Origin of the sequence: Agrobacterium sp. lyk4-40-TYG-31 (assembly GCF_030209855.1) — a bacterium.
GTDB lineage: Bacteria > Pseudomonadota > Alphaproteobacteria > Rhizobiales > Rhizobiaceae > Agrobacterium > Agrobacterium vaccinii.
This window is the reverse complement of record NZ_JARVRE010000010.1, coordinates 147,078-159,545: the sequence shown is the minus strand read 5'-3', so window position 1 is coordinate 159,545 and position 12,468 is coordinate 147,078. Positions and strand designations below refer to the sequence as shown.

Sequence of the window (12,468 nt, the reverse complement as noted above, 5' to 3'; positions counted from 1 at the left end):
GGATGGGAGCTTACGTCCTTAAAAAGATATTCGAAACCGTGGCGGTGTGTCTTGCGGTCTCGATCATCGCCTTCGTTCTGGTGCAGTCCACCGGCGATCTCGCCATCGCCATGGGCGGTCTCGATGCAAGTGCGGAAGAGCTTGAGCGGCTGCGAGAGGTCTATGGTCTCGATCAGGGACTGGTCGTGCAGTACCTGTCCTGGGCTGGCCAGGCCCTGCGTGGCAATCTCGGTACGTCCTATTTCAGCCAGGAAGATGTCTTGACCCTGATCTTCGACCGTCTGCCCGTCACCGTCACCCTTGCCTGTTCCTCGCTATTGCTCGGCCTGGTGATCTCGGTGCCGCTTGGCGTTCTATGCGCCACAAAGCCCGGTTCGCTGCTGGATCGTATCTGTCTTTGGATGGCGGTTCTGGGTCAGGCGATGCCGCCTTACTGGGTGGGCCTGCTGCTCATCGTGCTCTTCGGGGTCAATCTCAAGGTCTTGCCGATTTCAGGCAATCAAAGCTGGGCCAGCTTCGTCATGCCGGCCATGACGCTCGCCTGGTTCGTCATGCCGGTGCTCTTGCGGCTTGCGCGCGCCGGAATGATCGACGTGCTGTCGTCGGATTATATCCGCACAGCGCGTGCCAAGGGCCTGCCGCGCCGCACGGTGCTGTTCAAACATGCGCTGCGCAACGCCATCCTGCCCATCGTTTCGATTGCCACCGTGCAATTCGGCTTCATGCTGGGAGGCTCCATCGTCGTGGAAAGCGTCTTCTCGCTCAATGGCATCGGACTTCTGGCGTGGAACGGCATCCAGCGCTCGGATTATCCCGTCGTGCAGGCCGTCGTTCTGGTGGTTGCCATGATCTTCGTCATCCTCAACATGGTTTCGGACCTGCTGAATGCAGCGCTGGACCCCCGCCTGATGAGTGCAGACACATGAGCACGCAAGCAACAACTCCAACGGACACCGCAGTTACAGCGCGTCGCACATTCCTGAAAATACCGGGCACGGCAGGCTTTCGCTTCGGCGTCGTGCTTCTGGTCGCTTTCGTCGTTCTGGCGATTTTCGCGCCGCAATTTGCGCCCTTCGATCCCTATAAGCAGAGCCTTCTTGCCCGCTTGAAGCCACCGGTCTGGGCGGGGGGGACCTGGACATATCCGTTCGGCACCGACGCCTTTGGTCGCGACTATCTGTCCCGACTTATCTACGGCACCCGTATTTCCCTGATCGTCGGACTTGGGGCGGCGGCCATCGCCATGCTGATCGGCGTGACCATGGGCGTGATTGCGGGCGTCTTCGGTGGCGTCGCCAACCGTATCGTCAATTTCATCATCTCCGTGCGCCTTGCCTTGCCATCGCTTCTGCTGGCGCTGGCGATCCTCAATATCGCCGGTTCCGGTGTCGTCATTGTTGTCGTCGTTCTGGCGCTGACCCATTGGGATCGCTTTGCGGTGGTGATGCGCACCACGGTGCGCCAAGTCGCCTCTCAGGATTTCGTTACGCGTGCCCGCGCCATGGGCGCGTCCGAAGGGCGCGTCATCCGCACCGAAATCCTGCCCAATGTATCGAGCCAGATCGTCATCATCTTCACCTTCGAGATGGCGCAATGCATCCTCGCCGCAGCGGCCCTCAGCTTCCTCGGCCTTGGCATTCAGGCACCTGAACCGTCCTGGGGGCTGATGATGTCGGAGGGGCGCAGCTTTATCGGCGTCAATCCGTGGCTGATCACCATTGCCGGTTTCACCCTGATGCTTCTCGTGCTGGCGATCAATCTCGTCGGTGACGGTCTTCGCAACCTGATCGCCCCCAAGGAACGAACATGAACGTTGAAACGCCTGTCCTGCGCGTCCGCGACCTGTCCGTCACAATCAAAACCGCCAAGGGACCGCTCCATGCCGTGCGCGGCATCGATTTCGATGTCATGCGCGGTGAAACGCTGTGCATCGTCGGCGAGTCCGGCAGCGGCAAGTCGCTGACCTCTCTGTCGCTGATGAACCTGTTGCCGCCCAAGGCGCTGCGCAAAGCCAGCGTCATCGATTTTGGCGGCAACAACATCGAAAAGCTGGATGACCTCGGAATGGAGCCGCTACGCGGCGACCGCATCGCCATGGTCTTTCAGGACCCGATGACCTCGCTCAACCCCTCCTGGACGATCGGCGAGCAGCTTGTCGAGGGCACATTGCGGCATCGGCCTGAGACAGGCCGGGCAGAGGCCCGCAGGCGTGCCGTGGAATTGCTGGAGATTTGTGGCGTTCCCGACCCCGAAGGACGCCTGTCGCAATATCCGCACCAGCTTTCCGGCGGCTTGCGCCAGCGCGTGATGATCGCCATGGCGCTGATGACCTCGCCGGATTTGCTGATCGCCGACGAACCGACGACCGCGCTCGATGCGACGATCTCGGCACAGATCATTGATCTGCTGAAGGACATTCAGAAAAAACTCGGCCTCGCCATCATTCTGGTCACCCATGATTTCAACGTCGTCAGCCGCATCGCCGACCGCATCGCGGTCATGTATGCGGGTGAGTTCGTGGAGGTCGGAACGGCAGCCGAGGTGCTCGGCAATCCCTTGCACCCCTATACCTGCGCGCTGCTGGCCTGTGTGCCGAAAGAGGGCGCCACCGGCCCCGATGCCCGGCTGGGCTTCTTGCCCGGTGTCGTGCCCTCGCTGATCGGCGACGCCTCCGGCTGTCAATTCCGGTCGCGATGTCCGCTCGCGCATGAGGCCTGTAGCGGCCCCATACCCTGGCAGGGCGATTCCCATCGCATGCTGTGTGTGCTAACGGCAGAACAGGTGTCTGAGCGCCATGTCGATCCCGTTCCCCCGCCAGCCGTGACCGCGCCCGCGGGTCGTGCAGAGGCACCGACAGCGCTTCTCGTTAGCGGCGTCGAGCAACGTTACAGCGTACGCCGCAGCATGTTCGGCGCAAAAAAGACCGTTCAGGCGCTGCGTGGCATCGATTTGGAGGTCAAACAGGGCGAAATCCTCGGCCTCGTCGGCGAAAGCGGGTCAGGAAAATCCACCCTCGCACGGGCGCTGCTGGGGCTTGAAGTTCCCGCCAGCGGCATGGTGCGCATCAAGGGCCAGCCGATTGCCGAACTCGGCCGCCGTGACCGCGCCCGCGCGGTGCAGCCGGTTTTCCAGGATCCCTATTCCTCGCTCAATCCCCGCCGCACGGTGGAGGAAACCATCCGTCTTCCGCTGGATATCCACCAGATCGGCACCGCTGCAGAGCGGGCGCAGGAGGCCCGGCGCCTCATGGATCTGTGCGGTCTGCCCGCACGCGTTGCGGCCAGCCAACCCTCGCAGCTTTCGGGAGGCCAGCGCCAGCGCGTCGCCATTGCCTCGGCACTGATCCTCAAGCCGGAAATCGTCATTTGCGATGAACCGACCTCGGCGCTCGATGTGTCGGTTCAGGCCCAGATCCTCAATTTGCTTAAGGATCTGCGGGCGGAGCTCAATCTGACCTATGTGCTGATCAGCCACGATCTCAACGTCATCCGCGCCATGGCGGATCGTGTCGCGGTGATGTATTTCGGGCGGATCATCGAGACAGGGCCGACCGAAGCGCTGTTCCGGCAACCGTCGCATCCCTATACCAGTCTGTTGCTGAGCACGACGCGGGCCAAAAGCAAACCGGCCCTCGGCGGCCTTGCGCCTGAATATCCCGACCCGGCAAACCCGCCCGCAGGCTGCGCCTTCCGCCGTCGCTGCAACGTATCCAGTGATGCCTGTGCAGCACAGGACCCGGCACTTGTGCCCCGCGATGCCGTCCGCGTGGCCTGTCTCAACCCCGGAGCCGCCGCATGAGCTTCATCGATTCCATCGTCGCCCAAGCCGGTTATCGCCGTGGCGGCGCACCCGTCTATGGCAAGCCGGATATGGGTGCCACTGCCGTTCTCATCATGAACCTACAACTGGCCTGGACCGCACAGGACGCGCCGTTTCGTGGCCTGTTGCCGGGGCAGACGCGGGATTTTTTCACCGGGATCGGTGACTTCGCCAAGCTTTGCCGGGCGCGGGGCGCTCGCATCGTCTGGTTTAGAACCACGATGGGGCCATCGGGATCGGAAAACTATTGGTCAACCTATCTCGACAATTTCGTCGGCCCCGACAAACGCGGCGGTGCAGCCGCAGCACTCTCCCCCGGCAACCCCATGCATGGGCTCGACCCCGAAATGCCGGTGCATGACCAGGACTGGATCGTAGACAAGCCACGCTTCGATGCCTTTCTCCAGACCGATATCGAGGCAAAATTGCGCGCAGACGGACGGCGCGATCTGATCGTTACAGGGACGGCCACCAATATCTGCTGCGAAAGCACGGTGCGCAGCGCCATGCAGCGCGATTTCCGAACCTGGATGCCCCTTGATCTTGTCTCGGCCCCCACGGAAGACGGCCATATAGCCGGGTTGCGCTCGGTCACGCAAAGTTTTGCAGAGACGGGTGCATCGTCAGAGCTTCTGTGATCGTCCCGCTGAAGGCTATCAAACGGCGCTACTGCGAAAATATGTTGGGGGGAACGAGAACCCGCCATCAGCTTTGACGACACGACCTGGTTTAAATTAAGTAAAAGGACATACAATGCGATGTCAGCGCCGGATGCTGATCTGTCGGGGTTAACTGACGGTCGAATGTTCAAGAAAGAAAAAGAAACTATGGGCCAACCTCTGTCTGATCTGCGCATCATCAATGCGGAAACCATCCAGACACGCATCCACACCCAACTGCGCGAATTGCTGATGATGGGTCGTTTTCAGCCGGGCCATCCGCTGAAGATTATCGAATTGGCAGAGGTTTTCGGCACATCGTCTCAGCCGGTGCGCGAAAGCATTCGCCAGCTCGTCACGGAACGTGCCCTTGAAGCTGCCCCTAATCGCAGCGCCCGCGTACCGATCATGACGCTGGACCGGATCGACGATCTGCGCAGGGTCAGGCTCGCTATGGAAACACTGGCCGCCGAAATGGCAACCGAGCGCGTCACCGCGAAAGATATCGACAGACTGCAAACCTTGCTGGACGCAGAAAAGAAGGCGGATGACGCCCGCGATATCCCGACCAGCGTGCAGCTCAACATGCAGTTCCACTTCACGCTCTATGCCATCGCCGGCTCCAGCACCCTGATGCCCTTCATCGAAAGCCTCTGGCTCCAGATCGGCCCGGCAATGCGGCAATCTGCCGACAGTTTCGATGCGCGCGACGGTCGTGGCACCGAACTGCATTTGCGCATCATCGAAGGCCTGACAGCGCGCGACAAGGCCGCAGTATCCCAAGCCGTCACCGATGACATAAACCGCAGCTTTCAATTGCTGGTCGCGGAGATGGAAGAACGCGGAAAACAGAATCTGAGCAGTGCGCGAACGCTGCAAATGAGAACGTGACGGGCTGACGGTTGGCGCGGATCTATAAGTTACCGCTGGGACGAACCTGTCCGGTCTGGTAAAGACAGCCAATGTTCTCAATCACGCGCTTTGGGTTCTAAAAGCTATTGCCGTCGACAAGCGTTTAACCCGCTTAACTAGGTCGGCGTATGGGAGCGCGTGTCTGCCCACCAGACGCTTAGCCTTCAGGGGGGTGTAAGTTTCGGGCTGACCTCATTGGTTACTCGGCAAATCAGTTCCGCGTCATCCCCGTAACCCTGACAAACTGTAGAAATAGATTCCGTTTTTCCTGGCGATGCTGTAGCGTCGAAAGACTAAGTCACGTCTGTTGAAGTAGGCATTACGGAAACTCGCCGCAGTGAATGAAACTCCACATTATCAAGACCATGCGCTGGGGTGTGTTGGACACCGACTGGCTCTATGACGGTCGAAAAAAAACAGACTTTGAAGGATGTCGCCCGTGCGGCAAATGTCTCCCTTAGCACGGCCTCACACGCCATAAATGGGACTGCCAAGCTTACAGTTGATGTCCGTGAACGGGTGTTGGAAGCTGCCCGCTCCCTTGGCTATCTGGAAAGTCGTAGACAAAAAGCAACCATCACCACTTTGCGCGTCGTCCTGCTGGCCATGACCAATGACGCAGCTCCACAAAGTGATCTCAATATGGTGAGCTGGACGATGCTGAACGGGTTTCGTCGCGCATGCGAAACGCGTGGCGTGCGCATTGTTCCACTCATCAGCCGCAGCAACAAAATAGACGCGGACGAGGTTCGTGAAGCTGCGGAAACCGGCAATGTGGATGGCATCGTCATTCTGAACGACGACAGACAAGACCTCGTGCAAAAGCTGTCATCTCAGCAGAGACCGGTCGTTTTGATCAATGGCGAAGACCCTGCGATGGTCGTTGATACGGTGACTGCCGAAAACCGTTTCGGCGCACGCCTTGGCATAGAGCAGTTACTGAATGTAGGCCACCGGACAATATTGCATATTACATGGAAGGGTCGCACCACGATCCGCCGTCGCTATGATGGATATAATGATGCGTTTCTGGCTGCAGGCCTTCCGCTTCCCATCAATATGGTCTTCGAAGCTGATGGCTATGAGCCCAGCCACGGTCAAGCAGCCATCCGTCACCTTCTCGAAGAAGAGCTGCCGCTTCGCGGCGCGACGGCAATTTTCTGTGCCGCTGATAATCTCGCTCTTGGTTGTTTAAAGGCATTGTCGGACGCTGGCGTAAGCGTTCCCAAAGACATCTCGGTGCTGGGCTTTGACGACATCATGCCCTCGGCGTTCAGTTCTCCGCCGCTCAGTACCATTCAACTACCAGCCGACAGGCTGGGTGGGGCAGCATTGTCTTTGCTGGAACAACGTCTTCTTGCCAACGATCCTTCACGTCCAGCGCATCGTCTGGAACTTGGATGTCGTCTCATTCTCAGAGATAGCATCGCGCCACCCCCGAGATAGGCCGTAGTGTCCTACTTCATCCCCGTGCCGGAAATGCCGGTGGTGATATACCGCTGAAGAAACAGGAAGACCACAGTCACAGGCGCAAGACTGAGGAACGTCATCGCCAGAATATAGTGCCACTGCACGGAAAACTCGCCTTGGAATGCGTTCAGTCCAACTTGAAGCGTAAAGTTTTCACGGCTGCTCAACACGATGAGGGGCCAGAGAAAGTCGTTCCAACGCCATAGCACCGAAAAGATCGCCAGAACGGCGAGGGCCGGTGCCGTCAGCGGCAGAATGATACGCCAGAAAATCCGGAACTCACTGGCCGCATCCACACGAGCCGCCTCGATGAGTTCATCTGGAATGGTCAACATATATTGCCTGAGAAGAAACACCCCGGTTGGTGTAGCAACCGTGGGGATGATGACGCCCCAGAGATTATCGACAAGCCCGACGCCAACGATGACGAGGTAAGCCGGTACCATGACAACGGTCAGCGGTATCATGAGCGTGGAGATAATCAGCACAAAGATCGCCTTATCACCCCGGAATTTGTATTTTGACAGGGCAAATGCCGCCATCGCGTTGACGATCAGCGTCAACATGGTCGCAACAACAGTCACAAAAACCGAGTTTTTCAGGAATGTAAGGAAGCTGAACCGCGTCAGCGGGTCCGTGAAGTTCTGCGTTGCGACCGTCAGGCGCTGGACGGGTGTTATCTCCCGCGTATCGACACTCACTGGCGGACCGGGGTTTGCCGGGTCGACCATCTGCGCTCGCAACCCGATGCGCCGCACCATCGCCATTTCTTTTGTCTCACCATCGACAGGTGCATTCCACAGGCTGAGGGGCCTATCGTAACCCTGAACCTCGACTTGAACCGCTGCACGTGGCAACAAGCTCGGCGGAAAGCGCGTGATTTCCGCTTCCGGTTTCAGCGAAGACATGGCCGCCCAGACGACAGGCACTAGCACTGCTATCGTTCCGCCAACAAGCCAAACCCAAGAGAGAATATCAGTGAGCCCGATGCGGCCGGGACGGCGGGTTCTGGTTAAAAAGCCGATCGCGTTTCGATTGCCGGACATGATCACGACTCCATCTTTCGGCCAAGGCGCAGTTGTACGAGCGTCAACACCAGCAGGACCAGCCCCATGAGAACAGAGGCGGCGGAAGCAAGGCCGAACAGTCGCAGATCGCTGCCGAAGGCCATCTGGTAAATATACTGCACGACAAAGGTATTAGCCGTGCCAGGACCGCCACCATTGGTCAAAACCCAGGCCTCATCGAAAATCTGCACGGAACGGATCATCAGCAGGATCAGAACCACGAGCAGATTGGGCGCAAGCAAGGGCAGGGTGATGCGTAGTAGAACGCGCCGGGGTGACGCTGCATCGATGGCCGCAGCCTCATAGAGATCCTTTGGAATAGCCTGGAGCCCTGCCAGCAGGATCAGCGTGTAAAATCCCATGTGGAACCAGACGGATACAACGACGACAAAGAACCGCGACCAGCCAACATCCAGCAGGAAAATTTCTGGAGGCACGCCCAGCATTTGCAGGAAGGCATTAAGCAGGCCATTTCGATCAAGAAACCATTTCCAGATGAGTCCAATGACGACCGGAGACAGCAGGACTGGATAGAAAAACATCGCTCGAAAAAAGCCGCGCGCGGCCATAGCCCGATTGAGAATGAGCGCGGTAATCAGCGCCACCAACAATGTTGCCACGACATTGAAGGCGACGAACCAGAGCGTATTCCAGACCGCGGTCCAGAACAGGGATTCCTGGCAGCTTCCCGGTTCCATATAGCTTGTGCAATCCAGCAGTTTGCTGAAATTGTCGAAGCCGACATAGGGCCTGTTGGTTATCAGAAGTTCCGTGCCGCCGGTAAAGGCATAACCTACGGCAATGGCAATTGGCAGAAAGGTGAAAATGCCGAAGAGAACCATGTTCGGCATCAGGAAGATATACGGCATGCGCTTTCTGCCGATCAGCCGTTCCACGACATTGATCGGTCGTTCCACGAGTGCCATCCCGCCCTCAAGAGCGCGGTCGGCGAGCTGGGCAATCCTCTGGCGAGTCATATCAGCCCCTTTCTCCGGTTCCGATACGTGGCAGAGCCAGTTCGGTTGAAGGATCAAAAATATGGATCCGTTCGCGCACCGGCATGATGTTGAGTATAGCCCCTTGTGTCGGAGCAAAATGGCCAGCCTGATGCACGATGATCGGTTCTTTTCGGCCCTGAATATTGCCGTAAATATAGGTCTCCGTTCCAAGGCTCTCATGGTACTGGACTTCGAAAGGCAGCCCATCACCTTGCGTCAGCGTGAAGTGAGAGGGCCTTACTCCGATCAAAACCGGTTGCCCTTCTTCGACCGAAGAGGGATCGAGCAGGCAGGACAGTTGCACGCCGTAGCCAGCGTCAATCATCACACCATCGTCTCCGGTGCCTTGAACAGTCCCCTTGAGGATGTTCATGCGCGGAGATCCGAGGAAGCCTGCGACGAAGAGATTGCGGGGATGGTCAAAAAGTTCAAGCGGACTGCCCACCTGCTCCACCCGTCCTGCACGCAGGACCACAATCTTATCGGCCATGGTCATGGCTTCGACCTGATCGTGGGTCACGTAGATCATGGTCGTTTTGATATCACGGTGAAGACGGGTTATTTCCGCACGGGTCTGCACACGCAAGGCTGCGTCCAGATTGGACAAGGGCTCGTCGAAGAGGAAAAGGTCAGGCTCGCGAACAATGGCGCGACCGATCGCAACACGCTGGCGCTGCCCGCCGGACAATTGCTTGGGTTTACGGTCGAGATAAGGCTCGATGGCGAGCATTCGCGCAGCTTCGTTGATGCGGCTTTCGATTTCCGCAGGCTTGAACCTGAGGTTTTCCAATCCGAAAGCAAGGTTCTTTCGAACGCTCATATGCGGGTAAAGCGCGTAGGATTGGAACACCATGGCGATTTTACGCTCAGCAGGCGAGAGGGCGCTGACGTCCCGGTCTCCAATCGTGATAGTACCGGAGCTCACATCTTCCAGACCAGCAATGATGCGCAGAAGCGTTGATTTCCCGCATCCTGACGGTCCCACGAAGACGACGAATTCCCCATCCTTCACTTCAAGATCGATATCGTGCAGCACGTGGACAGCACCGAACGCCTTGTTGAGTTTTGCAAGCTTCAGATTTCCCATCACTTGCTCCCTTCAAGCGCACGCGTCATCGTGACGATTTCATTTACGTTCCAGCCAGCTGGCAAAGGTTTTGTTCTGTTCATATCAACATCACTCGTCGTCAGGCGGTGAACACCAGCAAGATAAATTGCAGGCATGCCGCCGGGATAATCTTCAAGACCGATAACGCGGCCATCCGTACCCAACGTCCACGCATTTGCCCGTCCCGCAGCGTCCACGCTGGGGGCAATATCCGCATTGGTTGGGCGAAGATCGTATCGACGACCTGTTCCAAGTTTTCCAGCAGCTTGGCGCAATGAAATATGGTTCAGTGCAACGTTATGAATTCCTGCATCGGAGGTGGAAATGAGGTTGATCGCCCCCTCCATGCGACCGGTGAGGTGTTCTACAACAAGGTTTTCGATCCTGCCTGCAGGACGATCCGGCTTTCTGTCCACCACCGTTACCGTCAGTGCTTCGCCTGATCCCCAAAAACCGTCCCTCGTCTCCTGGCAATCGACCTCTATCCTGGAAAAACGAATGTTTCGCATTTCGCCGCCGTCTCGTGAAAACAGCCCAAGCCCACGATTGGAATCAATCACTTGGCAGTCCTCGAACGTCACATTCCGGAAGTCGCCGAAAGATTCTGTGCCAAGTTTAAGGGCACAGCTGAGGCTGGACACCTTGCAATGACGGACACTGACATTTTCGCATATACCCACTGCGCGCCCATTTGCACCGGCACTGGTCTTGAGGCAAATGCCATCGTCCGCCGTTGAGATATCGCACGCCTCAATCACCACCTCGCGGCATGCATCCAGCACGATCCCGTCGGTGTTGGGCAAGCGACGGTCGTTGAGAATGCATACCTGACGGACAAGCAAATTTTCGCAATTGACCATATGCAACGTCCACATGGGCGAGTTGGCCACCGTGAAGTCTTTTAGTCGCACGTTTTGGCAATGTTCAAACACCATGACTCGAGGGCGGAAATGTGCGGGAATGTAGGTTCCCATCGCCTCGTCATTGCCAATGATGAAACTCTCTCCGCCGGCTTCTATCCGACCGGAGCCGGTTACGCTGATATTCTGCGCGCCGACGGCGACGATCATGGCCCTATCCGACTTTTCGGCAAGAACTGAGACAGTCATGTCGATATATGCGTCGTAATCCGCAAGGAATTCGAGGAGCGCATCCTTTTCAAGATGTAATTCAACGTCGCTTTTCAGGCGAAGGCCACCGCTGACGTGCCGACCAGCCGACAGCGTAACGCGCCCACCACCGTTCCGTGACGCGTCGTCAATTGCGCGTTGGATGTCAGCGGTCGCATCCTCGTTCTTTGCCTTGATGGCAATATCGACACGGGCGCTCATGCCGCCATGTTCTCTTCGAGGAAAACGTCCGTCAGCAGCAGCATCGTCAGCGCCTGACCATAGGGCGTGGGCAGGTTGGGAATACGACGATAGAAATCCAGATCATGTCCCATAGGGGTGCCATCTGAAACGCCATGGACAACACCCTGCGCATCGATATTGCCCAACACCGCCGCTAATGCCCGCTCGGCGTTCGACCGATCTTCGGGGTCGAGAATTCCGGATTTGATGCCGCGCAGAATGCCATAAGCGATGCCTGCGGTTGCCGATGTCTCGACGGGGGATGTCGGGTCATCCACAAGCGTATGAAACATGCCGTCCTGCCGCTGATAGCGAAGCAGGGAACGCACCTGGCTTGCAAGAACATTGGTAAGAAAGCGCTTGTCCTTCTCGTCCATGGACGGCACGAGTTCGAAAAGTTCTGGAATGGCAACGGTGATCCAGGAATTGCCGCGCGCCCAGAAGGCATTTGCAAAATTGTGGCGCCCGTTGAAAGTCCAGCCGTGATACCAAAGCCCGGTCACTGGATCGGACAGATAACGTGCATGGACCATAAACTGATAAATGGCTTCATCGATCCAGTCCTGCCGCTTGCAGACAACTCCGGCACGGGCAAGAAACAGGCAGGCCATGAAAAGCGTGTCGTCCCAAAGCTCTCCATCGTTCAAGCGCTCCTTAACCACATGCTGGAATCCACCATCTTCAGTTTTGGGAAGCTCATGGACAAGCCACTGAGCCCAATCCTCCACCAGCGCCCGGAAATCCGGGCGGTCTACGTGTTCGGTCAAAATGACTAGCGGCAGCATTGGGGCAGAACTGTTGATCTGGCGCGGTGGCAAACCGCGTTCGATTTGCCAGCTATACCAGTCCACCAGATTGCCGATGGCGTTTTGATCATTCGCCGCCAGTGCCCTTCGCAGGAAGCCGTAGAGACCGACGCCGACTTCCCAATCCCATTCGTCGAATTGAATTTTTCCATCCGCACCACCAGTGGAGAGCCCCTCCTGAATGCCCTTTAACCGGCTGAAAGCAGCAGCGACGTTATCGATGGTCTTTTGGAGATCATGTTTGTGCACGGGGGCATGATTCATATCGCTAATTCCA

Annotated in this window: 11 protein-coding genes; 6 read left to right on the top strand and 5 right to left on the bottom strand. The window is 57.5% G+C overall.

Annotation, left to right across the window (positions count from 1 at the left end):
• The first annotated feature begins 2 nt into the window (after positions 1–2).
• From QRN55_RS19520 to QRN55_RS19495, 6 genes are all read left to right on the top strand, one after another.
• Positions 3–926: an ABC transporter permease gene (locus tag QRN55_RS19520; protein ID WP_284777989.1), complete on the top strand. Its 924-nt coding sequence runs from the start codon at positions 3–5 to the stop codon at positions 924–926.
• On the top strand, positions 923–1,810 hold the full coding sequence (locus QRN55_RS19515; protein WP_284777988.1) for an ABC transporter permease: 888 nt from the start codon (positions 923–925) through the stop codon (positions 1,808–1,810). The genes QRN55_RS19520 and QRN55_RS19515 overlap by 4 nt, the downstream gene beginning before the upstream one ends.
• Entirely contained in the window at positions 1,807–3,798 is a 1,992-nt protein-coding gene (locus QRN55_RS19510; protein ID WP_284777987.1) for a dipeptide ABC transporter ATP-binding protein, read from the top strand. Before QRN55_RS19515 ends, QRN55_RS19510 begins: the two co-directional genes overlap by 4 nt.
• Positions 3,795–4,457: a cysteine hydrolase family protein gene (locus QRN55_RS19505; protein ID WP_284777986.1), complete on the top strand. Its 663-nt coding sequence runs from the start codon at positions 3,795–3,797 to the stop codon at positions 4,455–4,457. The genes QRN55_RS19510 and QRN55_RS19505 overlap by 4 nt, the downstream gene beginning before the upstream one ends.
• A gap of 189 nt (positions 4,458–4,646) precedes the next feature.
• Complete coding sequence (locus tag QRN55_RS19500) at positions 4,647–5,369, top strand: GntR family transcriptional regulator (RefSeq protein WP_284777985.1); 723 nt, start codon at positions 4,647–4,649, stop codon at positions 5,367–5,369.
• Between the two features lie 420 nt (positions 5,370–5,789).
• Entirely contained in the window at positions 5,790–6,836 is a 1,047-nt protein-coding gene (locus tag QRN55_RS19495) for a LacI family DNA-binding transcriptional regulator (RefSeq protein WP_284777984.1), read from the top strand.
• A gap of 11 nt (positions 6,837–6,847) precedes the next feature.
• Here the strand turns inward: QRN55_RS19495 and QRN55_RS19490 are convergent, their stop codons facing one another.
• Genes QRN55_RS19490 through bglB form a run of 5 tightly spaced genes read right to left on the bottom strand, consistent with a single transcriptional unit; the run spans position 6,848 to position 12,455 of the window.
• Entirely contained in the window at positions 6,848–7,906 is a 1,059-nt protein-coding gene (locus QRN55_RS19490) for a carbohydrate ABC transporter permease (protein ID WP_284777983.1), read from the bottom strand.
• Between the two features lie 2 nt (positions 7,907–7,908).
• A complete protein-coding gene (locus QRN55_RS19485) occupies positions 7,909–8,904 on the bottom strand; it encodes a carbohydrate ABC transporter permease (protein ID WP_284777982.1) in 996 nt (331 codons plus the stop codon).
• 1 nt (position 8,905) lies between these two features.
• Positions 8,906–10,012, bottom strand: coding sequence for an ABC transporter ATP-binding protein (locus QRN55_RS19480; protein ID WP_284777981.1), 1,107 nt, complete (start codon positions 10,010–10,012; stop codon positions 8,906–8,908).
• Positions 10,012–11,364 carry a polygalacturonase PglB gene (gene pglB, locus QRN55_RS19475; RefSeq protein WP_284777980.1) on the bottom strand — a complete coding sequence of 451 codons (1,353 nt, stop codon included), beginning with the start codon at positions 11,362–11,364 and terminating at the stop codon, positions 10,012–10,014. Before pglB ends, QRN55_RS19480 begins: the two co-directional genes overlap by 1 nt.
• On the bottom strand, positions 11,361–12,455 hold the full coding sequence (gene bglB / locus QRN55_RS19470; RefSeq protein ID WP_284777979.1) for a beta-galactosidase BglB: 1,095 nt from the start codon (positions 12,453–12,455) through the stop codon (positions 11,361–11,363). Before bglB ends, pglB begins: the two co-directional genes overlap by 4 nt.
• Positions 12,456–12,468: the final 13 nt, after the last annotated feature.

What these genes read in the sequence shown, in the direction of transcription:
- QRN55_RS19515 (WP_284777988.1), top strand. Translation starts at nt 923, where the DNA reads ATGAGCACGCAAGCAACAACTCCAACGGACACCGCAGTTACAGCGCGT.
- bglB (WP_284777979.1), bottom strand. Translation starts at nt 12,455, where the DNA reads ATGAATCATGCCCCCGTGCACAAACATGATCTCCAAAAGACCATCGAT.
- QRN55_RS19490 (WP_284777983.1), bottom strand. Translation starts at nt 7,906, where the DNA reads ATGTCCGGCAATCGAAACGCGATCGGCTTTTTAACCAGAACCCGCCGT.
- QRN55_RS19500 (WP_284777985.1), top strand. Translation starts at nt 4,647, where the DNA reads ATGGGCCAACCTCTGTCTGATCTGCGCATCATCAATGCGGAAACCATC.
- QRN55_RS19480 (WP_284777981.1), bottom strand. Translation starts at nt 10,012, where the DNA reads ATGGGAAATCTGAAGCTTGCAAAACTCAACAAGGCGTTCGGTGCTGTC.
- QRN55_RS19520 (WP_284777989.1), top strand. Translation starts at nt 3, where the DNA reads ATGGGAGCTTACGTCCTTAAAAAGATATTCGAAACCGTGGCGGTGTGT.
- QRN55_RS19505 (WP_284777986.1), top strand. Translation starts at nt 3,795, where the DNA reads ATGAGCTTCATCGATTCCATCGTCGCCCAAGCCGGTTATCGCCGTGGC.
- QRN55_RS19495 (WP_284777984.1), top strand. Translation starts at nt 5,790, where the DNA reads ATGACGGTCGAAAAAAAACAGACTTTGAAGGATGTCGCCCGTGCGGCA.
- QRN55_RS19485 (WP_284777982.1), bottom strand. Translation starts at nt 8,904, where the DNA reads ATGACTCGCCAGAGGATTGCCCAGCTCGCCGACCGCGCTCTTGAGGGC.
- QRN55_RS19510 (WP_284777987.1), top strand. Translation starts at nt 1,807, where the DNA reads ATGAACGTTGAAACGCCTGTCCTGCGCGTCCGCGACCTGTCCGTCACA.
- pglB (WP_284777980.1), bottom strand. Translation starts at nt 11,364, where the DNA reads ATGAGCGCCCGTGTCGATATTGCCATCAAGGCAAAGAACGAGGATGCG.